The organism is Ralstonia sp. GX3-BWBA, from assembly GCF_003290055.1.
In the GTDB taxonomy this organism is placed as follows: Bacteria; Pseudomonadota; Gammaproteobacteria; order Burkholderiales; family Burkholderiaceae; genus Ralstonia; species Ralstonia holmesii.
Map to the genome: position 1 here is coordinate 116767 of NZ_QMKS01000012.1, position 20975 is coordinate 137741.

General features: G+C 64.8%; 17 protein-coding genes. 8 read left to right on the top strand and 9 right to left on the bottom strand.

All coding sequences use genetic code 11. From position 1 onward, the window contains the following. The first annotated feature begins 429 nt into the window (after nt 1-429). The 4 genes from DOD19_RS14835 to DOD19_RS14850 all read left to right on the top strand — a co-directional run bounded on the left by DOD19_RS14835 (nt 430) and on the right by DOD19_RS14850 (nt 4514). Nucleotides 430-1101 (top strand): TetR family transcriptional regulator, encoded by a 672-nt coding sequence (locus DOD19_RS14835; protein WP_112186275.1) that lies wholly within the window; start codon nt 430-432, stop codon nt 1099-1101. Further along, a complete protein-coding gene (locus DOD19_RS14840) occupies nt 1098-1991 on the top strand; it encodes a patatin-like phospholipase family protein (protein ID WP_024977006.1) in 894 nt (297 codons plus the stop codon). The genes DOD19_RS14835 and DOD19_RS14840 overlap by 4 nt, the downstream gene beginning before the upstream one ends. A 106-nt stretch (nt 1992-2097) precedes the next feature. Next, nucleotides 2098-3522 (top strand): NAD(P)/FAD-dependent oxidoreductase, encoded by a 1425-nt coding sequence (locus DOD19_RS14845; protein ID WP_112186277.1) that lies wholly within the window; start codon nt 2098-2100, stop codon nt 3520-3522. A 101-nt stretch (nt 3523-3623) separates the two neighbouring features. Next, nucleotides 3624-4514, top strand: a complete 891-nt coding sequence (locus DOD19_RS14850; RefSeq protein ID WP_024977008.1) for a class III extradiol ring-cleavage dioxygenase — start codon at nt 3624-3626, stop codon at nt 4512-4514. A 31-nt stretch (nt 4515-4545) separates the two neighbouring features. Here the strand turns inward: DOD19_RS14850 and DOD19_RS14855 are convergent, their stop codons facing one another. Next, a complete protein-coding gene (locus tag DOD19_RS14855; RefSeq protein ID WP_024977009.1) occupies nt 4546-5574 on the bottom strand; it encodes a D-2-hydroxyacid dehydrogenase family protein in 1029 nt (342 codons plus the stop codon). Nucleotides 5575-6000: 426 nt separating this feature from the next. Here DOD19_RS14855 and DOD19_RS14860 point away from each other — a divergent pair, with 426 nt between their 5' ends. Both DOD19_RS14860 and DOD19_RS14870 read left to right on the top strand, forming a co-directional pair. Then, on the top strand, nt 6001-7869 hold the full coding sequence (locus DOD19_RS14860) for a phosphoenolpyruvate carboxykinase (GTP) (RefSeq protein WP_112186280.1): 1869 nt from the start codon (nt 6001-6003) through the stop codon (nt 7867-7869). An 865-nt stretch (nt 7870-8734) separates the two neighbouring features. Next, nucleotides 8735-9571, top strand: a complete 837-nt coding sequence (locus DOD19_RS14870; RefSeq protein WP_024977011.1) for a winged helix-turn-helix domain-containing protein — start codon at nt 8735-8737, stop codon at nt 9569-9571. A gap of 127 nt (nt 9572-9698) precedes the next feature. Here the strand turns inward: DOD19_RS14870 and otnI are convergent, their stop codons facing one another. The 6 genes from otnI to DOD19_RS14900 form a co-directional block, all read right to left on the bottom strand. Further along, nucleotides 9699-10487 carry a 2-oxo-tetronate isomerase gene (otnI, locus tag DOD19_RS14875; protein ID WP_112186282.1) on the bottom strand — a complete coding sequence of 263 codons (789 nt, stop codon included), beginning with the start codon at nt 10485-10487 and terminating at the stop codon, nt 9699-9701. A 23-nt stretch (nt 10488-10510) separates the two neighbouring features. Beyond that, nucleotides 10511-11836 carry an MFS transporter gene (locus tag DOD19_RS14880; protein ID WP_112186284.1) on the bottom strand — a complete coding sequence of 442 codons (1326 nt, stop codon included), beginning with the start codon at nt 11834-11836 and terminating at the stop codon, nt 10511-10513. A 63-nt stretch (nt 11837-11899) separates the two neighbouring features. Next, entirely contained in the window at nt 11900-12544 is a 645-nt protein-coding gene (locus tag DOD19_RS14885) for an aldolase (protein WP_112186286.1), read from the bottom strand. Next, the gene (gene otnK, locus DOD19_RS14890; protein WP_112186287.1) at nt 12541-13854 is read right to left on the bottom strand and encodes a 3-oxo-tetronate kinase; all 1314 of its coding nucleotides are present in this window, start codon (nt 13852-13854) and stop codon (nt 12541-12543) included. The genes DOD19_RS14885 and otnK overlap by 4 nt, the downstream gene beginning before the upstream one ends. Next, on the bottom strand, nt 13851-14762 hold the full coding sequence (ltnD, locus tag DOD19_RS14895; protein ID WP_112186289.1) for an L-threonate dehydrogenase: 912 nt from the start codon (nt 14760-14762) through the stop codon (nt 13851-13853). Before ltnD ends, otnK begins: the two co-directional genes overlap by 4 nt. Before the next feature lie 15 nt (nt 14763-14777). Further along, nucleotides 14778-15494, bottom strand: coding sequence for a FadR/GntR family transcriptional regulator (locus DOD19_RS14900; protein WP_024977017.1), 717 nt, complete (start codon nt 15492-15494; stop codon nt 14778-14780). 133 nt (nt 15495-15627) lie between these two features. On the opposite strand from DOD19_RS14900, the gene denD reads away from it, so the two are divergent. Further along, nucleotides 15628-16611: a D-erythronate dehydrogenase gene (gene denD / locus DOD19_RS14905; RefSeq protein WP_112186291.1), complete on the top strand. Its 984-nt coding sequence runs from the start codon at nt 15628-15630 to the stop codon at nt 16609-16611. Here the strand turns inward: denD and DOD19_RS14910 are convergent. Together DOD19_RS14910 and DOD19_RS14915 are read right to left on the bottom strand one after the other, a co-directional pair. Beyond that, a complete protein-coding gene (locus tag DOD19_RS14910; protein ID WP_024977019.1) occupies nt 16608-17252 on the bottom strand; it encodes a response regulator transcription factor in 645 nt (214 codons plus the stop codon). The two genes, denD and DOD19_RS14910, sit on opposite strands and share 4 nt — an antisense overlap. After that, nucleotides 17249-18688: a cache domain-containing protein gene (locus DOD19_RS14915; protein ID WP_112186591.1), complete on the bottom strand. Its 1440-nt coding sequence runs from the start codon at nt 18686-18688 to the stop codon at nt 17249-17251. The genes DOD19_RS14910 and DOD19_RS14915 overlap by 4 nt, the downstream gene beginning before the upstream one ends. Before the next feature lie 225 nt (nt 18689-18913). Between DOD19_RS14915 and DOD19_RS14920 the strand changes: the two genes are divergently transcribed. Beyond that, a complete protein-coding gene (locus DOD19_RS14920) occupies nt 18914-20968 on the top strand; it encodes a carbon starvation CstA family protein (protein ID WP_112186293.1) in 2055 nt (684 codons plus the stop codon). Nucleotides 20969-20975: the final 7 nt, after the last annotated feature.

Genomic DNA, 20975 nt, shown 5'->3' on the forward strand with positions numbered 1-20975 from the left:
TATGGCCTTTGCGACGAACTCGCAACAACTCGGACCAGAATGCTAAGACGCGGGAGCGATCGGCAGCCGATCTCCGACCTGGCCGCCGACAGACGCAAAATCGGCCCCAGACCACGTGCCCGGGATGGATGTGGCGCATACGGCCATGGGCAAGTGAAGGAGTGCGCGCTATTATAGATACGTTCGCGTATGTATGTAAGTCACGCTATTGAGAAATAGGGACTCCGTTGACACCTTTCCGGAGTTCGTAGCAATGACGGGGATCAAGCGAACATGCAACAGATACCGCGCTCCGACAAGCATTGTCAGCCAACGGACCCGCTGCCGCGTTGTGCGAAGCGCAATGGTGCGTTGCCGGAAATTGTGCATTGCACAAAAGCCAATCGAAAGAACGCCGGCTGAGGTGACACGGCGTTCCTCTGGAAGATCATGGTTAGACGAACGAAGGAAGAAGCACTGGAAACACGTAACCGCATCCTGGATGCGGCGGAAGACGTGTTCTATGCGCGCGGCGTGGCACGCACATCGTTATCGGATATCGCGCAGGCCGCGGGCGTGACGCGCGGCGCCATCTACTGGCACTTCCGCAATAAGACCGACGTTTTTGCCGCCATGTGCGAGCGCGTGAAGCTGCCCATGGAGACCATGTGCACCCCGCTTGGGGTGGAAGCTGATGACCCGCTGGGCGAACTGCGCACCGTGGGCAACTTCCTGCTGCGGCAACTCGTGGAAGATGCGCACTGGCGCAAGGTCTTCGAGATCATGTTCAACAAGTGCGAGTTCGTGGAAGACACGAGCCCCATTCTCAAGCGCCAACAAGAATCGTTTGAGGAAGGCATGACCCACCTGACAAGCATCATCGAGCAGGCAACGCGGCGCGGGCAGTTGCCGGCCGACCTCGACATCCCCCTGGCCGTGGCGCATTTCCATGCCACCTTCAACGGCATCATGGGCGATTACCTTTTCTACCCGGACGCCTCCAGCCTCGCCACCAAGCGCGAGCGCCTGCTGGATGCATGCATCGACACCCTCAAATACGCGCCGTCGCTGCGGCTGGAGCCGGCCGCGGCCACGGCCGCCCTCACCGGGGCCTCGGCATGAACACGCCCGTGTTCGACCAGATGGTCTTTGCCGGCGGCGGCAACCGCTGCTGGTGGCAGGCCGGCTGGTGGGACGTCGTGCAGCCCGAACTGGGCTTGGCGCCGCGCGTGATTGCCGGCATCTCGGCCGGCGCATCGACGGCGTGCATGCTGCATGCATGGAATTCCGCCGAGCTGATGGATTACTACGGCGAAGCCCTACGCCAGAACACCCGCAACGCCCATTGGGGCAACCTGCTGCGCGGCGAGCGCGTGTTTCCGCATTACGGCATGTACCGCACGGCGCTGCTGACGGTTTTCAGCGAGGGCCGCTTCGGGCGGCTGGCGCAGGCGCCCGAGATCCGCATCGGCGTGGCGCATATCCCGCGCTGGCTGGGCGCACGGTCGGCGGTGGCGGCGGGACTGATTGCCTACAACATCGAAAAGCACGTCCGCAAGACGCTGCACCCGACGCTGGGCAAACGCCTCGGCTTCACGCCGGAAATCGTGCGCGCGCAGGATTGCGCTACGCCCGAGGACCTGGCGGATCTTCTGCTGCAATCGGCCTCCACGCCGCCGTTCACGCCGGTGTTGCGGCGCGCGGGGCGGCCGGTACTCGACGGCGGCATGGTCGACAACGTGCCCGTGCACGCGCTGGACGCCACGCCCGGCGACGCGCTGGTGCTCGTCACGCGCCTATACCCGCGCCCGACATATTTCCGCATGGATGTGCCAGTGGCCGACGGCGTGCAGCGCCGCTTTTACGTGCAGCCCTCGCGCAAGGTTCCCATTTCAAGCTGGGATTACACCCGCCCGGGCGCCATGCGCGACGCCTATGCGCTCGGCCGTCATGACGGCGAAACCTTCCTGCGCGAACTTCCACGCGGGTTTGCCACGGCGGTGGCTGCGTAACCACCTCCTCCAAAAACCGGCGGCGGGCGCGCCGCTTGCTGCACATGGCGCGCCCGCCGGCGTGCCACCAAGGTCGTCCGGCCGATGCTTCTTCGACGGACACCTCATGCCCGCAAACCCTGCACATGCGTTTGACCTGATCGTGATTGGCGCTGGTTCGGCCGGGCTCGCGGCTGCGCGCCGATCTGCGCAACTGGGGGCACGAACGCTGCTGATCGACCGCGCGCAAGTGGGCGGCACCTGCGTCAATCGCGGATGTGTGCCCAAGAAACTGCTTGGCTACGGCGCCGCCTGGTCGCAGACCATGGCGCGGTGCTTGCGCACCACCAACGCCGCCGATGCCTGGGCCGATGCCATCGCCCGCACGCGTGCCGAAGTCGCGCGGCTGCACGAAGCGCATTTCGCCCACCTGGCCGATGCCGGCGTGCAATGGCTGAGCGGCATGGCTTCGCTGCGCGGCCGCGGCATCGTCCGCTTGCAAACCGATACCGGCAAGACCACGCTGCGGGCACGCCAGATCGTGCTGGCAACCGGCGCCCGCCCCATGCCGCTTCCCATAGCCGGCGCGGAACTGGCTTGCACCTCCGACGACGTGTTCAGCTGGGACACGCTCCCCGCATCGCTCATCATCGCGGGCGGCGGGGTCATCGCGGTGGAGATGGCGTCCACGCTGGCGCGCTTTGGCGTGCGGGTTACCGTGCTGACGCGCGATGCGCGCGTGCTGCCCGAATTGGATGCCACGGTGGCCAAGGCCGCCGCGCAGTCGCTGGCCGGCTGCGGCGTCGAACTGATCCTGAACGCCGATGTTGTCCGCGTCGAACGCGATGCTGTGAATGGCGGCGGCGTGACCGTCTACGCGAGCATCGAAGGCAGCGACGCTCCCCGCGCGCTGCGCGCCCAGCGTGTGTTGAGCGCCATCGGCCGCGCGCCGAACATCGCGGGTCTTGGCCTGGACGCGGCCGGAGTCACGCTCGACGCACACGGACGCATCGCGGTCGACCGCCATTTCCGCACGCGCGCCCGCGGCGTGCATGCCGTGGGCGATATCTGCGGCGGCAGCCCGCTGCAATTGACACCCGTGGCCGCCGCACAGGGTCGTTACGTGGCCGAACGCCTATTCGGCAAAGGCATCAAGCTGCCCGACATGAACACCGTGCCGATGGCCGTGTTCTGCGACCCGGCGATCGCGAGCGTGGGCCTGACCGAAGCCGACGCACGCACGCGCTGGCCCGAGTTGGGCAAACGCGGAGCGGACACCGACAAACGCGCCCTGGCAGACCGGATTGACGTGGTGGTCCGCCGCTTCGTCTCGCTGGAGCAGCGTTTTGCGGGCTCCGGCATGGAATCGCTGATCAAGCTGGTGTGCAATGCGCGCAGCGGACGGGTGCTCGGCGCGCACATCGTCGACAACGCTGCGCCGGAAATCATCCAGGCGCTGGCGGTGGCCGTACGCATGGGCGTCCGGCTCAAGCATCTGCATACCACCGTGGGCCTGCACCCGACGGTGGCAGAGGAATTGCTGAGCATGTAAGCGCACTCATTCAATTTTCCTGACCCCGGTCTGCAAATCCATGCACGTTACTGGTGCTGTTCCGGCGCAGAATGGTAACTATATTCTTCAGGAAATTTGACATGCTCCCCGTGCTTTATCTGTCCCATGGGTCGCCCATGCTGGCGGCCGATCCGGGCCCTGTCGGCACAATGCTGGCGGCGCTCGGGCAAGAGATGGCCGCCCTCAAGCCGCGTGCCATCGTCGTGGTTTCACCGCACTGGATGACGCGTCGGCCGGCCGTCACTGCCCGCGCGCAGCAGGAAGCGTGGCACGACTTCGGCGGCTTCCCGCCGCAGCTCTACGCCTTGGAATACGCCCCGCCCGGCGCGCCGGACTTGGCTGAGCGCATCCGTGCGCTGATCGACGGCAACATCGTCCCCGGGCTGGAAGAACAGGCTTCCACGGTGCTGGATCCGCGCCAGCCGCTGGACCACGGCGCCTGGGTGCCACTGATGCTGATGTTTCCCGAGGCGAAGATTCCCGTGGTGCAGGTGTCGTTGATGCCAGGCCTGTCGCCGGCTTGTCAGATGGCGATGGGGCGTACGCTCGCGCCGCTGCGCGACGAAGGCGTGCTGATCGTGGGTTCCGGCAGCTTCACGCACAACCTGCGCGCGCTGATGCGCGGCCCCGGCATGGCGCAGCATGGCGTGCCGGTCGAGCCTTGGGTGACGGCGTTCCGCGAATGGATGATCGAGACGATGACTGATGGCATCCGCAGCGGCGATTTCACCCAGTTCTGCGATTACCGCGCGCAAGCCCCGAACGCCGCGCACGCCCACCCGACCGACGAACACCTCATGCCGCTTTACGTGGCACTGGGCGCCGCGATGGGCCAGCCGAGCCAAGCCACGCCGGGCGGCGTGCAGGCTCAGCACGTGGTCGATACGGTGACGTACGGCTCGCTGGCGATGGACAGTTTCCGCTTCGATGGCGCGGGCGCCAATCAGCCGCAGCTGCGCGCCGCGGCTTGATTGGCCGAAACCACGAGCGGAACGACTGGCGTTATGCGCGGATCAGCGCTGGCGCCAGGGCCGTCGGATTGACCACGCTATCGACGTTGCCCTGCAGGACATCAAGGATGTTCTGGAACGCGATGCTGAAGTACAGCTCGTAACCTTCGCGTTCGACGTAGCCGATGTGCGGCGTGCAGATGCAGTTCTCCATGCGCAGCAGGGTGTGGCCCTGCAGGATGGGCTCCGTTTCAAACACATCGATGGCGGCCATGCCCGGGCGCCCGCGATTGAGCGACGTCACCAGGCCATTTTCTTCCACCAGTTCAGCGCGACTCGTGTTGACGAAGAGGGCGGTCGGCTTCATGCGCGTGAGGTCGGCCACCGTCACGATGCCACGCGTTTCGTCGTTCAGCCGCAGGTGGACCGACAACACGTCGGACTGCTCGAACAGCGCATCCTTCGATTCCGCTACGGCAAAACCGTCGGCGCGCGCGCGTTCCTGTGAGCCCTCGCGGCCCCACACCAGCACATTCATGCCGAAGGCGCGACCGTAGCCAGCTACGAGCTGGCCGATCTTGCCGTAGCCGAAGATGCCCAGCGTCTGGCCCTTCAGGACTCGGCCGATGCCAAAGTTGGGCGGCATCGTGGTGGATTTCAGCCCCGACTGCTGCCACGCGCCGTGCTTGAGGCTCGCAACGTATTGCGGAATGCGGCGCTGCGCGGCCATCACCAGCGCCCAGGTCAACTCAGCCGGCGCCACCGGCGAGCCCTTGCCCTCCAGCACCACCACCCCCTTGTCGGTACAGGCATCCAGGTCGATATGGCTGCCCGAATCGCGCGATACGCGGCCAGTCTGGCTGATGATCTTGAGTTTGGGCAGGCGATCCAGCAACTGACGCGTTATGCGCGTGCGCTCCCGGATCAGCACAATGGCTTCAACGTCCGCCACGCGTGCGGCCAATTGCCCCACACCTTTGACGGTGTTGTTGAACACTTTGACTTCGTGATCCTGCATCAGGCTGAAGCAATCCAGCTTGCGAACAGCGTCTTGGTAGTCGTCCAGTACGGCAATCTTCATCGACATCTCACTTCGAACAATGGTGCGCAGCAAAAAACAGCGATCCCTCGCGGTGGTATTCTTCCCATCCCTCGTCGCACGACAATCTGTGTCGACGTTTGGAATTGCCCGCCGCGGGCACGCAATTTGCGCAGCCCCGCTGGTGACGAGTCCTTGTTCTAGGGTCTATTGACCTCGGTCCCGCCACTTTAGCGCACGCGGCCCCCGCTGCCCGGAAAAACCCACGTTCCGTCAGCGCTCCGCTTTGTAACTGAATGTGAAATCAGCACGGCTACCGTCCCTCCGCCTGCGTTACTCCCCCCTCTGGAAATCGCTGATCCGGCCTGCTCATGATGCGCCGTCGATCGCTTTCCAACCCGCCGCTGGGCGTGGCCACCGTGCTGATCCGCCACCGATTTCTTTCTCACTTCCATTGGAGTTTTGGTCATGAATCAACCCGTGATGCAGGGCGTGCCTGCATTGAACGTGCCCGATTACGTGAAACACCCGCGCCTGATCGCGTGGGTGGGCGAGGTGGCAGCGCTCACCAAGCCGGAGCGCATTGTCTGGTGCGATGGTTCGCAAGAGGAATACGACCGCCTGTGCGCCGAAATGGTGGCCGCCGGCACGATGAAGCAGCTCAACCCGGCCAAGCGCAAGAACTCGTACCTGGCGCTGTCGGACCCGTCGGACGTGGCGCGCGTGGAAGACCGCACCTTCATCTGCTCGCAGAAGAAGGAAGATGCCGGCCCCACCAACAACTGGACGGCCCCGGCCGAGATGCGCCAGACGCTGAATGGCCTGTTTGACGGCAGCATGCGCGGCCGCACGCTGTACGTCGTGCCGTTCTCGATGGGCCCGCTGGGCTCGCCAATCGCGCACATCGGCGTGGAGCTGTCGGACAGCCCGTACGTGGCCGTCAACATGCGCATCATGACCCGCATGGGTCGCGCGGTGTACGAGGTGCTCGGCGCTGACGGCGATTTCGTGCCGTGCGTGCACACCGTCGGCAAGCCGCTCGCCGCCGGCGAGAAGGACGTGCCGTGGCCGTGCAACCCGACCAAGTACATCGTGCATTTCCCGGAAACGCGCGAAATCTGGTCGTTCGGCTCGGGCTACGGCGGCAACGCGCTGCTGGGCAAGAAGTGCTTCGCATTGCGGATCGCCTCCACCATGGGCCGCGACCAGGGCTGGCTGGCCGAGCACATGCTGATCCTGGGCGTGACGTCGCCGGAAGGCAAGACGTATCACGTGGCGGCGGCCTTCCCATCGGCCTGCGGCAAGACCAACTTTGCGATGCTGATTCCGCCGGCCGGCCTGAACGGCTGGAAGGTGACGACCATCGGCGACGACATCGCCTGGATCAAGCCCCGCAAGGACGCAACCGGCAAGACCCGCCTGTACGCCATCAACCCGGAAGCCGGCTACTTTGGCGTGGCCCCGGGCACCAGCGAGAAGACCAACTTCAACGCGATGGCCACGCTCAAAGAGAACGTCATCTTCACCAACGTAGCGCTCACGGACGACGGCGATGTGTGGTGGGAAGGCATGACCGACACGCCGCCCGCCCACCTGATCGACTGGCAAGGCCAGGATTGGACGCCCGCGACCGCAAAGGAAACCGGCCGCAAGGCAGCGCATCCGAACGCGCGTTTTACGGCGCCGGCCGCCCAATGTCCCTCGATCGATCCGGAATGGGACAACCCGGCAGGCGTACCCATTGATGCGTTCATCTTCGGCGGCCGCCGCTCGACCACCGTGCCGCTCGTTACCGAAGCGCGCGACTGGACCGAAGGCGTGTACATGGCTGCCACGATGGGCTCGGAAACCACCGCCGCCGCTGCCGGCCAGCAAGGCGTGGTGCGCCGTGACCCGTTCGCCATGCTGCCGTTCTGCGGTTACAACATGGCCGACTACTTCGCGCACTGGCTCAAGGTAGGCGAGAAGCTGGCCGAAAGCGGCGCCACGCTGCCGAAGATCTTCTGCGTGAACTGGTTCCGCAAGGACGAGAACGGCAAGTTCGTGTGGCCCGGTTTTGGCGAAAACATGCGCGTGCTCAAGTGGATGATCGATCGCATCGAGGGCCACGCGCAGGGCGACGAGCACGCCTTTGGCGTATCGCCGCGCTACGAAGAACTGAGCTGGGACGGCCTGAACTTCACGACCGAGCAGTTCGCCAAGGTGATCTCGCTGGACGCGGACGCCTGGAAGCAGGAACTGGCGCTGCACGACGAGCTGTTCACGAAACTGGCGCACGGCCTGCCGCAAGCGCTGCCCGACGCCAAGACCCGCCTGGAAGAACGCCTGGAGGGCTGACACCCGCCGTCTCTTTGGCATCAGGACAGAAAGCCCGCCTTGCGCGGGCTTTTTTTTCGCCTGCCCGCAGAAGGTTGCCCAAACAACGAGCAGTAATCCTAAAGTTTTAAATCGCGCGAATTACCCCTGCCAACAAAACAGATCAATTGATTTTTAGGAAATCGAATCGCTTTGTAAAAAATACCGCCGCACACATAAGCGCAATCATTATGCCGGCGCGAGCATAATCGTCATGCATTTATGCCGGACTTGAATCGTTGCACGCATGGTATCGGCCAAGAACGTTGCCTGGCGTAGCTTTATGAAGAATGCATGTCAACCGCGCCACCCCAATGCGTGTCGAATTGAATGAATTTCCAAATTTTAAAATTCCTGCGTGACGAATCCCTACGGGATTCTTATAATCCGGCAAAACGGAATCCCTTCTCTCTGAGCCAGAGGGGGTTCATGACTAGAGGAAACGGGAAAGGGCTAACAAGCCTTATGCCAACGGAGGTGGGGGATCCCTACTTCACCGGCGCTCGGGGGGGCGCCGGCTCGGATTGTGCGCAAGCAATGCCGCAAACTGTGCAAACGATTGCATAGCTCGGCACGCTGCGGCAGGCACCGAGGGGTTTGCAGACCTTTCTCAGGACCACCCTGGACACCACCCAGGAGGCTCCGCTGGCGATCGTCGACGGGAACAGCAGCATGACGATCCGCGCAAGGCCAACGGCCGGGCAACAGCGCCCGCAAGAAACGACATGCGAGCACACGCGCAATTGCCCGCATGGCACTCATAACAACGCGCACCGCAGACAGCAGAGCGCAGCCGCGAGGCTGCTCGCCGGAGTGTGTCGGCTGGTTAGACGGGAGGTATCACAAAGTGGGTATTCAGATCTTGCTGGTCGAACAAGACCAGGCAGAGGGGGAGCGTCTGTCGTTTTCCCTGCGTGATGGTGGACACGACGTTCAACGGGTCAGCCATCCGGGCCAGGCGCAGTCTGCCATCCTGGTGGCCATGCCTGAGTTGCTCCTGATGGAGTGGACATGGCCCGAGCGCGAGTCGATCGACATGCTGCTGGCCTTGCGCGCCAACATGCAGACGCGCGGCCTGCCGGTTATCGTGCTGTCCCGTCATGGCGATGCGCGTGCCAAGATTGCCGCGCTCGACGCCGGCGCCGACGACTACGTCGTCAAACCGTGCGACACGGGTGAACTGCATGCCCGCATTCGCGCCGTACTGCGCCGCCGTGCGCCGCATCAGCACGGCGACGACATCCTGCAGGTCAACGGCCTGCGCCTCGATCCGCTCACGCTGGGCGTGACTGCGCAAACCGACACCGGCCCGCGCGCCATTCCGCTCAGCCCGCTGGAATTCCGCCTGCTGCACTTTCTCGTCGCGCATCCGCAACGCGTGCACTCGCGCACGCAACTGCTGGACCGCGTGTGGGGCAACCATGTATTCGTAGGTGAGCGCACGGTGGATGTGCACGTGCGCAAGCTGCGCGTGGCGCTGGCCGGCACGCCCTGCGATGGCCTGATCCAGACCGTGCGCGGCGGCGGCTATCGCCTCGTGGTGGGCACCAACGGCGCAACGGCCGCGCATGCTGCCGACGCGATCGGCATGCAACTGGAAACAGCAACCCGCAAGGCTGAACTGCCGGCATACGGCCGCGTCCCCACGACGCGCTCGCTCGGCCCGGCTCAGTTGGGCGCCTGACGAGCCTGTCCGCCAGAGCAGACCGCCGCTTGCGCATCGCGCAGCGGCGGTTTTCTTTTGCGTCAGCGCCTGGCGATGCACCTCGCAGCCCAGGCTGATTGGCCCAGTTCCTTCTTGTGCTGCTGCGTCAACGCTGGCTTTCGCGCCAGCGTTTAAGCCAGCCGAGCCCCTCGCTCGTACCGGCACGCGGCCGATATTCGCAACCGACCCAGCCGTCATAGCCGAGCGCGTCCAGCAACGCGAAGAGGTGTGGATAGTTCAGCTCGCCTTCGTCCGGTTCGTGGCGATCGGGCACGCCGGCAATCTGCACGTGGCCCACACCATCGACGTACTGCTTGAGCTTGACCGACAGATCGCCCTCCATGATCTGCGCGTGATACAGGTCGAACTGCACCTTGACGTTGGTCGCGCCGACTTCCTTGCACACCGCATGTGCCTGCGCCTGGTGCGTGAGGAAAAAGCCCGGCATGTCGCGCGTGTTGATCGGCTCCAGCACGATGGTGACCGCCGCGCCGGCAGCCTCGCGCGCAGCGTAGGCGACGTTGCTCACGTAGGTAGCGTGATGGCGTGCGCGGTCCGCACCCGCGGGTAGCAGGCCGGCCATCACGTGCAGGCGCGTGTTGCCGAGCACCTGCGCATACTCCAGCGCTGTCGCAATGCCGCGCTTGAATTCCTCTTCGCGACCGGGCAGCGAGGCGATGCCGCGCTCGCCGCCAGCCCAGTCGCCCGGCGGAGCATTGAACAGTGCTTGCGTGAGGCCAGCGTCGTCAAGACGGGCGCGGATATCCGCCTTGTCGAAGTCGTAGGGAAATAGGAACTCCACGCCCTCGAAGCCATCTTTTGCCGCGGCGGCAAAGCGGTCGAGGAACGCGTGCTCCTGGTACATCATGGACAGGTTGGCGGCAAAGCGCGGCATGGCAGACCTCTGAATACGATTGCTTATTTATTGACCAACTTCGGCGGCGTGCGCAACACGGCAATGCAGCCGAGCACCAGCACGCCCGCCAACGCATACATGCCGGCGGATGTGCTGCCCGTCATGTCCTTGAGCGCACCGATCATATAGGGGCTCACAAAGCCGGCCAAGTTGCCGACCGAGTTGATGGCGGCAATGCCGGCAGCGGCAGCCGTGCCTTGCAGGAAGGCCGTGGGCAGGGACCAGAACAGCGGCGCGCACGTCAGCACACCCGCAGCGGCCAACGACAGGAACACGATCGACAGGGCCACGTTGTGCCCAGCCGTGGCCACCACGGCAAAACCGACTGCGCCCATCAGCGCCGGCACAACCAGGTGCCAGCGACGCTCGCGGCGTGCATCGGCACTGCGACCGATCAGCACCATGGTGATCGCCGCACATAGGTACGGGATGGCGGAGAGCACGCCCACCATAAAGGTGTCTTTCACACCGGCGTTCTTCACCAGCGTCGGCATCCAGAACGTCAGCCCGTACTGGCCCATGACGAAGGTGAAGTAAATCAGGCTCATCATCCACACGCGCGGATCGGAGAACACCTTGCCGATGCCGGGGTGCTCGGTCTTGCCTTTGTTATCGGCGGCAATGTTGGTTTCGAGGATCTGCTTCTCGTCTTCCGACAACCACTTGGCTTTGCGGATGCTGTCATCGAACTTCCACAGCACCAGCAGGCCCACCAGCACGGCAGGGACGGCTTCGATCACGAACATCCACTGCCAGCCCTGCCAGCCGCCGCCTACGCCCGTCCCGTGGAAGGCGCTCATGATCCAGCCCGACAGCGGATTGCCGAAGATGCCCGAGATGGGGATGGCCGCCATGAACATCGCCACAATGCGTGCGCGGCGATGCGACGGATACCAGTACGTCAGGTACAGGATGATGCCGGGGTAGAAACCAGCTTCGGCCAAGCCCAGGAGAAAGCGCATCACGTAGAACTGGGTGGGCGTCTGCACGAATGCGAACGCGCCCGAGATCAAACCCCACGTGATCATGATCCGCGCGATCCAAATACGCGCACCGATCTTGTTCATCAGCAGGTTGCTCGGCACCTCGAAGAGAAAGTACCCGATGAAGAAGATGCCGGCACCCAGCCCGTAGACCGTCTCGGAAAAATTCAGCGCCTGCGACATCTGCAGCTTCGCAAACCCGACGTTCACACGGTCGAGGTACGCGACCACATAGCACAGCATGATGAGTGGGACGATGCGGCGCGACACGCGCGCATAGACGCTGTCCTCTTTTGAAACGGCGTGCGAAGGCAACGCCGCCGGGGTGGCGGTCGAGGTGTTCATGTGGTCTCCGGTGTAGGTTTTATGTGGGCCGTGCAGCGGGCGCTACCGATTTGCTATCGGTTGCTACCAACGGGCCCCGAACGTCTGGCGCAGTTCGTCGATCTGCGCGTCGGACAGCGGTGCAGGCTTGGGTTCGGTCATCAACCAAAGCCGTGCGGTTTCTTCCAATTCTTCCAGCGCGTAGGCTGCATTCGACACCGAGCCGTGCCATACCACGGGCCCGAGTCGATCGAGCAGCACGGCGCGCACCCCATTGGCCAGCGCAGCAATCTGCGAGGCCACATCCGGATGCCCCGGACGCTGGTACGTGATGAGCGGCACGTGGCCGACCTTCATCACGTAGTACGGCGTGATGGGTGGCAGCACATCGGCTTCGTTCCAGACGCCGGCCAGCGTGAGCGCCACCAGATGCGTCGAATGCGTGTGCACCACGGCATGCGCGTCGGCATTGCGGTCGTAGATGCCGCGATGCAGGGCGAGCGTCTTCGACGGCTTGTCGCCGCCGACCCATTCGCCCGTCGCCAGGACCTTGGCAATACGCGCCGGGTCCAGCGTGCCGAGGCAGGCATCGGTGGGCGTGATAAGCCAGCCGTCAGGCAGGCGTGCGCTGATGTTGCCTGCCGTGCCTACGGTGTAACCGCGCGCATACAGGCTCTGCCCGACGCGGGCGATCTCTTCACGCAGCGCTGTTTCGGTGAACGCGCTCATACGGCTGCCTCCGCGGTGGCCTGCGCCAGTTGCGCAAGCGCCTTCTCGAAGAAATCCACCGTTCCGAAGTTGCCGGACTTCAATGCCAGTGCAACCGGATCGTTGTCGATGGTGGCTGTCCAGGGCACGCCTGGGTCGATCTGCGGGCCGATGCGCAGCGCGCGCACGTCGAGCGCCTGCACCACCGCGCCCGATGTTTCACCGCCGGCTACCACGAAGCGGCGCACGCCATCGGCATGCAGCGTTCGGGCGATGCGTCCCAGTGCATCTTCAACCAGCTTGCCGGCGCGTTCCACACCCAGCGTTTGCTGCACGTGGGCCACTTGCTCCGGCGCACTGGTGGCGTACACCAGCACCGTCTGCCCGGCATGGCGGTGCACGAAATCGAGCGCGTCGACCACCACCGGTTTGCCTTCGGCCAGCGCCAGCGGATCAATCTGGAAGGCGGGGCGCGATGCACGCCAGTGCGCCACTTGTGCGTTCGTCGCGCGCGAGCAACTGCCCGACAGCACGATCGCCGAGTCCGCCACGGCTGGCAGTTGGGCCGCGTTGCCATGTTCGGTGATCAGCCCTGCGCGGCGGTATTGCGCCGGCAAGCCAAGCGCCAAGCCCGAGCCGCCCGTGAGCAGCGGCAGGTCGGCAAACGCCTCGCCCAGCACGATCAGGTCATCGTTGGAAATGGCATCGGCAATCGCCAGCTTCACGCCGTCGGCGCGCAGTTGCTGGGCCTGATCGCGAGCGGCCTGGGCGCCGCGCATGATTGCGTCGTAACGCAGCAAGCCGACCTTGCCCGCACTCTGGCGCGCGAGCACCGGTACGAGGTTCGGATCGCGCATCGGCGTCAGCGGATGGTGCTCCATGCCCGACGCGTTGAGCAGCACGTCGCCCACGAACAGATGGCCGCGGAAGATCGTGCGGCCGTTCTCGGGAAATGCAGGGCAAGCCAACGTGAAATCGGTGCCCAGCGCAGCCATCAACGCCTCGGCAACCGGGCCGATGTTGCCGTCGTCGGTGGAATCGAAGGTCGAACAGTATTTGAAGAAGAAGCGCGAGCAACCTTGCGCACGCAGCCAGTGCAGTGCGCTCAATGACTGCGCCACGGCATCGGCCGCCGCAATCGTGCGCGACTTGAGCGCCACGACGATGGCATCGGCATCCGCAGCGATGGCTTCCTCGCCTGCCTGCGGCACACCGATGGTCTGCACGGTGCGCATGCCGGCACGCACGAGCATGTTGGCGAGGTCGGTCGCACCGGTGAAGTCATCGGCGATGCAACCGAGGACCGGGCGGGACTTGGGCGCGTTGCTCATTTTGGCTGGCCCTCCGGCAGCGTGATCCCCGGGAAGATCTTGATCACGGCGGAATCGTCTTCCCTGGCATAGCCGGCGGTCGACGCCTGCATGAACATCTGATGCGCGGTGGCCGCCAGCGGCAACGGGAACTTGGTCGCGCGCGCGGTATCGAGCACGAGCCCCAGATCCTTGACGAAGATGTCGACTGCCGACAGCGGCGAGTAGTCGCCCGCCAGCACGTGGGCCATGCGGTTTTCGAACATCCAGCTGTTGCCCGCGCTATGGGTGATGACTTCATAAAGCGCATCCGCCGCCACGCCTTCGCGCAGGCCGAGGGCCATGGCTTCGGCGGCGGCTGCAATGTGCACGCCGGCCAGCAGCTGGTTGATGATCTTCACCTTGCTGCCCGCGCCAGCCTTGTCGCCCAGGCGATAGACCTTGCCGGCCATGGCGTCGAGCACATGGCCCGCCGCCGCATACGCCTCGGGCTTGGCCGAGGTCATCATGGTCATCTGGCCCGACGCGGCCTTGGCAGCGCCGCCCGAGATCGGGCCATCCACATACAGGATGCCCTGCTGCGCAAGGCGTGCCTCAAGTGCGATGGACCAGTTCGGATCCACCGTCGAGCACATGACGAAGGTGCTGCCCGGCCGCATGGCGCCCGCTGCACCGCTCTCGCCGAACAGCACGGCCTCGGTCTGCGCGGCGTTGACCACCACCGAGACCACCACATCCACACCAGCGGCAACCTCCGCCGGCGTTGCGCGGGCCACGCCGCCTTCCTTGGCGAAATCCGCTGCGGCACCCGGGCGCGCGTCGCAGGCATGCACGGTGTAGCCGTGATTGCGCAGGGTTTTGGCAATGCCCAAACCCATGGCGCCGAGTCCGATCACGCCGACCTTCCGGTCAGCCGCCGATTGCGTCATGAATGGCTCCTGAAATCAGTCTTGCGCCGTATCGCGGCCCTCGGCCAGGCGACGTGCGGCATTGAACATGTGGGTCTGCGCGGCGTTGCGTGCGGCAAGTGTGTCGCGGTGGCGGATGGCGTCGACCATCGCGCGGTGTTCGTCGCGGACTTGGCGCGCGAAGTCTTCGCGGCGTGCTTCGTTGCTGCGCGTCACGCCAATCGCTTCTTCCAGGTATTGGCTGAAGAAGCCAAGTGCCTGCACCAGAAACGGATTGCCGCTGGCGGCGGCGATGGCGTGGTGAAAGCGTAGGTCTTCGGCCACGCCGTCACCGCCTGCCGCCACTGCAGCGTCGATGCTGTCGAGTGCGGCGTCGATCTCGATCATCTCGGCATCCGTTCGGCGCTGAGCGGCCAGGGCGGCGCCTTCCGCCTCCAGCGCGCGGCGCAGCTCGATGATGTGGAGCACGGCATCGATCGAGCCGGCCTGCGCCGCGTCGATACGCAGCGGCTTGAGGCCAGCCTGCTGCGTGACGTACACGCCACTGCCCTGGCGCGCTTCGACCACGCCTTCGTGGCGCAGACGCGAGATGGCTTCGCGGATCACGGTGCGGCTCACACCGAATTCCTGGCCGAGCACGGTTTCGGACGGCATGCGTTCGCCGCGGCGCAGTTCGCCCGCGTCGATCTTGTCCATCAGGGTCTGGGCCACGCGGTCGGACAGGGAAGGCGCGGCGTCGAGTCGTTCAAACATGGTGGCTGGGAGGTCTTGGCAAGGGTAAATTCGTCGTGTCATCATACAAGTTGAGTCGCAGAGCTTCATCCCTGTTTACCCTAGGCATCGATCAAAACGCCCGGCCGCATACGTCAGGCAACAAGGAGACACCATGAACATCGTCATCACCGGCGGCGCCGGTTTCCTGGGCCAGCGCGTGCTGGCGGCACTGCTCCAGCAACCCGGTCTGCCCGGCGCGGACGGCGCGGTGCAGCCGGTTGCGACTTTCATCGTGCTGGACCAGGTGCCGGGCCAGATTGCCGATGCGCGCGTGCGCTATGTGACGGGCGATGCTTCCGACTCGGCCCTCATCGCCCAGGTGATCGACGAAAACGTGGGCGGCGTGTTTCATCTGGCCGCCGTGGTGAGCGGTACCGCCGAGGCTGATTTCGACCTCGGCATGCGCGTGAACCTGGACGGCACGCGCGCATTGCTTGATGCGCTACGCGCGCAGCACGCCAAGACCGGCCGTGCGCCGCGCGTGCTGTTTGCCAGTTCGGTCGCGGTGTTCGGCGGTCAACTGCCTGCCATCGTCACCGACGACACGGCGGCCACGCCGCAGGCCTCGTACGGCGTGCAGAAGCTGATGGGCGAATTCCTGGTGGGCGAGTATTCGCGCAAGGGCTACGTCGACGGCCGCGCGGTGCGCATCCCGACTGTGTCGGTACGCCCGGGCAAGCCAAATGGCGCGGCATCGAGCTTTGCCAGCGGCATCATCCGCGAGCCGCTGTCCGGCGAAGACGCCATCTGCCCGGTGGAAGCCGAGACCGAACTGTGGCTCGCCTCGCCGCGCCAGGTGGTGGCCTCGCTGCTGCACGCGTACACGCTGCCGGCGTCGGCATGGGGCAATCGCCGCTCATTGAACCTGCCGGGCATTACGGTGCGGGTGGGCGAGATGGTGGAAGCGCTGCGCAAGGTGGCGGGCGATGCGCCGGTATCGCGCATCCGCTGGGAGCCGGACGCACGCATCAAGGCCATCGTGCAAAGCTGGCCGGCGCGCTTCAACACCGCCCGCGCCGATGCGATGGGCTTTGGGCGCGACACGTCGTTCGAGGCGATGGTGCGCGATTACGTGGAGGCCACGAAGGGCGCCTAACGGCCCTTTCCCAGCTCCACCGCAAACTTCACCAGTTCCGCCTGGCCCTCGATGCCGAGTTTGCGCTTGAGATTCAGGCGGTGCGATTCCACCGTACGCACGGACAGGCCCAGCTCGTCGGCGATGCGTTTGTTGGCATAGCCCTTGGCGATGCCGTCAAGAATGTCGCGCTCACGCGGCGTGAGCGCCTCGACCGGCGTGGGCATGACAGCCTGCTCGGCCATGCGCATCGCCAGTTGCGCACTGTAGAACGGCCGGCCGGCCAGCACGGCGTCGATGGCCTCGACCAGCTCGCTGGCGGGCGCGTCCTTGAGCACATAGCCACGCGCGCCCGCACGGATCACCTGCCGCACGTACTCCAGGTTGTCGTGCATCGATAGCACGAGCACGGCAATCTCGGGAAATTCCTCGGCAAACTTTTCGGTCAGCGCAATGCCGTTCATGCCGCGCATGCCGATGTCCATCAGCGCCAGATCGGGTGACAAGGTGCGTGCGGCCCGCAGGGCGGCATCGGCGTCACCGGCTTCACCCACCACCTCGAAATGCGGCACGGCTTCCAGCCGCATGCGCACACCATCGCGCACGAGCGGGTGATCGTCGACGAGGAGCAGTTTGACGGGCGCGGCTGGTCGCATATTCATACGATGGGAGAAGAGGGAACAGAAGCCAGTTGAGCGATGACGACATGCGGGAGCGCAGCACACACCTCGGTGCCGTGCGGGCCCGAGGCGATGGTACAGGTGCCGCCCAGCGCGGCCATGCGTTCGCGCATGTTGCGCAAGCCGATGCCGCGTTCCGGGTCCACCTGGACGGATTCCACATCAAAGCCGGGGCCGTTGTCGCGAATGGACAAGCGCACGGCATCGAGATCGTTTTCAAGCAATACGCCGATGCGCGTGGCTTGCGTGGCATGGCGCTCGATGTTCGAGACAGCCTCCTGCGCGATACGGAACAGCGCGGTGTTGCACGCGTCCGGTAGCTGCACGGGCGGGCCGACCACTTCGAGCGCAATCGCAAACCCCGGCTGGCTGTCTTCGTGCGCTTCGCGCGTTTCGCGCACAAGCAGCTCCAGCGCAGCCGCCAAACCGAGATCATCCAGCAGCGCCGGACGCAGGTTGTGCGACACGCGCCGCACCTCGCCCAGCGCGCTGTTCAACCGATCAAGCGCGCGACGCAACATGCTGTCCGCCCGTTCGATCCACGGCGGCGATGCTGGTGACGCTTCGAGATGACCATGCGCGGTTTCGAGCAGCAGCTTGGTCGAGACCAACACTTGGCTGATGCCGTCGTGCAGTTCACGCGAGACACGCGCGCGCTCGTCTTCCTGAGACTTCACCACCTGCTGCGCGAGCTGGCGCAGCTTGGCATCGGCCTGGCGGTGGTCGCTCACGTTCAGCGCTAGACCGCTGCCCGCCACCAGCAGGATGCTGATCGCAGCAATTCCGACCACCCATGCCAACGTCTGGTCGATGTTGGCCTGCGCGCGCTGGTCAATCTCTCGCAGGGTCTGCTCGATGTCATCCAGGTACAGACCAGTGCCCACCATCCAGCCCCACTGTGGAATTGGCTCGACATAACCAAGCTTGGGCACGCTCTGGTGCGTCGATGGCTTGTCCCACATGTAGCGCACGAAACCGCCACCGGCCTGCGCGGCAGCCACCAGTTTCTGGATGGTCGGCTGGCCGCCCGAGTCCGTCAGGTCCCACAGATCGCGCCCGACAAGTTCGGGCTGGCGCGGGTGCATCAGGTTGCGGCCGCGCAAGTCGTAGAGGAAAAAGTAGCCATCGGTGCCGAAGTCGAGGCGGGCGAGGGTGCGCATGGCTTCGTCACGCGTGGCTTCGTCCCGGGCCGGGTCGCCACTTTGGCCGGACGCAAGCAACGGCGCGATGGCACTCTGCGCAAGCTTGACGTAAGACCGCAGCTCGGTCTCCTTGGCCTGCAGGTACGCCGATTCCACCAACTGCCGCTCATGTCGCGCCAGCGCAATCGACTGATGCCGCACGGTCAGCATGATCGCCAGCATGGCGATGGTCAGCGGTGCGACGGCGAGGAGCAGGATCTTCTGGCGGAGCTTCATGGCAAAACGCGGCGTGCGTTGCGGCATTGCAAGGTGACGGAGCAGCCCCGGTCAGGTGTGGGGCTGCGTAGAACTACGGACGTGTGCTGCGTAGTCCTCCGCTTGTGGCGCGGGGTAAGGCTGGCAAATACTACACGCCCCTGTCACGGGGTAGGACTTACTGCAGGGATGAACCCACATCCCGCGTTCAGCAAATAACTTCGACCAAGGTTCGAGGAGACCGACATGAGCTTCGTCAGGCAACACCTGATCTGGCTGGTCGTTGCCATTCTTGGCGCGTCTGCCTTTGCCACCGTTGCGCTTGCGCGCGGCGAGGCAGTCAGCGCGCTATGGGTGGTGGTGGCCGCCGTATGCATCTATCTGATCGCGTATCGCTATTACAGCCGCTTCATTGCCGACAAGGTGCTCGGCCTGGACGGCACCCGCAAGACACCCGCCTGGCGCTACAACGACGGGCTCGACTACGTTCCCACCAACAAGCACGTGCTGTTCGGCCACCACTTTGCGGCCATTGCTGGCGCGGGCCCGCTGGTCGGCCCCGTGCTGGCCGCGCAGATGGGCTATCTGCCCGGCATGCTCTGGATTCTGGCCGGCGTGGTGTTTGCCGGGGCGGTGCAGGATTTCGTCGTGCTGTTCATCTCCACGCGCCGCGACGGCCGCTCGCTGGGCGACCTGGTCAAGAGTGAGATGGGCACGGTGCCCGGCGTGATCGCGCTGTTTGGCGCGTTCCTCATCATGATCATCATCCTGGCCGTGCTGGCGCTGATCGTGGTGAAGGCGCTGGTCGGCTCGCCATGGGGCAGCTTCACGGTGGCCGCGACGATTCCCATCGCGCTATTCATGGGCGTGTATGTGCGCTACATCCGTCCGGGCCGCATCGGCGAAATTTCCATCATCGGCTTCGTGCTGCTGATGCTGGCCATCGTGGGCGGCCAGGCCGTGCACGATAGCGCCACGCTGGCGCCGCTGTTCACGTTCGACGGCAAGACGCTGACGTGGATGCTGATCGGCTACGGCTTTGTCGCTTCGGTCCTGCCGGTGTGGCTGCTGCTGGCACCGCGAGATTACCTGTCGACGTTCCTGAAGATCGGAACGATCATGGCGCTGGCCATCGGCATCCTGATCGTTGCACCCAACATGCAGATGCCTTCGCTCACGCAGTTCGCGGGCGGCGGCGGTCCGGTGTGGTCGGGCAACATGTTCCCGTTCCTGTTCATCACCATTGCGTGCGGTGCGGTGTCGGGCTTCCACTCGCTCATCTCGTCGGGCACCACACCCAAGTTGCTGGAGAACGAACGCCAGGCACGCTTCATCGGCTATGGCGCGATGCTGATGGAATCGTTCGTCGCCATCATGGCGCTGGTGGCCGCTTCGGTCATCGACCCGGGCGTGTACTTCGCGATGAACAGCCCGGCAGCGCTGGTGGGTGCGACGCCGGATACGGTGGCACACACGCTCTCCACCTGGGGCTTCGTCATCACCCCTGACGTGCTGATCCAGACCGCCAAGGACGTCGGCGAAAACACCATCCTTGCCCGCGCAGGCGGCGCACCGACGCTGGCCGTTGGCATGGCGCACATCCTGCACCAAGTGGTGGGCGGCCAGGCCATGATGGCCTTCTGGTACCACTTTGCGATTCTCTTCGAGGCGCTGTTCATCCTCACCGCCGTGGATGCAGGTACGCGCGCCGGGCGCTTCATGCTGCAGGATCTGCTGGGCACTTTTGTGCCGGCACTCAAGCGCACGGATTCGCTCGTCGCCAACCTCATTGCCACGGCCGCGACCGTCGCACTGTGGGGTTACTTCCTGTACCAGGGCGTGATCGATCCGCTGGGCGGCATCAATACGCTGTGGCCGCTGTTCGGCATCTCCAACCAGATGCTCGCCGCGATTGCGCTGACGCTGGGCACCTGCGTGCTGGTCAAGATGAAGCGCGACCGCTACGTGTGGGTGACGCTGCTGCCGACCATCTGGTTGCTGATCTGCACGCTCACCGCCGGCTGGCAGAAGCTGTTCGATCCGGACCCGAAGATCGGCTTCCTGGCGCACGCCAACAAGTACGCCAGCGCAATTGCCGAGGGCAAGCTGCTGGCCCCGGCCAAGTCGATGGCGCAGATGCAGCAGGTGGTGCTGAACGACCGCATCGATGCATTCCTGTGCGGCCTGTTCATTCTCGTGGTGGTGAGCATTGCCTGGTATGGCCTGCGCACGGTGCTCAAGGCGCGCGCCGCGAGCCGCCCGACTGCCAACGAAACGCCGTACGAAGCGCTGGGCGCATGAGCACGGG